The following is a 1,134-nucleotide window of genomic DNA, read 5'->3' on the forward strand; positions in this document are numbered from 1 at the left end:
GTGGTGATGCTCTGGTGGTTGCGATCTCAAAGCGTATCGGTGCGGTCTTGGATCATCGGGATTCTCTAGCGCGTATTGGTGGCGATGACTTTGTAATCTTACTTGATGCGATGAGCGATTCTCTAAAAACGCTGACGCGCGACACAACGAGTATCGCGACGAAAGTACTGTCGGTATTCGACAAGCACTTCAAAGTGGCCGATAAACTGCTAAGAGTTTCAGCGAGAGTTGGAATCAACGTTTTTGGCGGCGAGAACGTTGTCCCTGAAAAATTGATCAATCAGGCTGAGTCTGCGATGTACCGAGCCAAAGAGCTCAACGAGCGCGTCGTGTTTTTTGATGAGACGATCCAAAAAAACCTGATCGAACAACTCCACCTAGAATATGACTTAGAGCATGCGCTGAATAACGAAGAAGTGACGGTGTACTACCAACCTCAAGTTGACAAAACAGGACGTGTGAAAGGCTTCGAAGCATTAATGCGTTGGGAGCACCCAGAAAAAGGTTTTATCTCTCCAGTTGAGTTCATTCCATTAGCAGAAAAACTCGACATCATGCCGCAACTACAAGAACTGGTTTTTCGTCATGTGTGCAGTGTAGTGAAGGTGATGGAGCGCGATGAAAGTATCGCTGAAAACTTCAGAATCGCGGTTAATATCAGTGCTTGCCAGTTTATAAAAGATGATTTTGAAAAGGCCGTGACCTCGGTATTAAGCCGCTATGAAGTCTCTCCAGAAAGAATCACCATAGAGATTACCGAAGGGACTTTACTGACTGAAATAGACGTTGCCATGCGACAGATGAAGCGCTTACAAAGCTTGGGCTTTGATTTGTCTATTGATGATTTTGGTACAGGATATTCGTCCTTAGCCTATTTGCAAAAACTTCCCGTCAATGAGATCAAAATCGATAAGCGCTTTGTTGACGAACTCGAGCATAGCGATGCCGGACGCAGCATCGTTGACGTGATTATCTATTTGGCCAAGCAGTTATCGTGTCGAATCGTGGCAGAAGGTGTCGAAATTGAAAGCCAACTTCGTTATCTTCTTGATCAAGATGTTGATCTCATACAGGGGTATTTTGTCGCTAAACCGATGAGCTTAGAAACGCTTCTGGTATGGCAGCATAATATCG

At 45.0% G+C, this 1,134-nt stretch carries 1 protein-coding gene; it reads left to right on the forward strand.

Features of this window, described 5'->3' with window-relative positions; all coding sequences use genetic code 11:
* Positions 1-1,134 (forward strand): bifunctional diguanylate cyclase/phosphodiesterase (locus A3762_RS16380; protein ID WP_156493523.1); only part of this gene is annotated, 1,134 nt, incomplete at both ends.

This window comes from Oleiphilus sp. HI0125, from assembly GCF_001635355.1.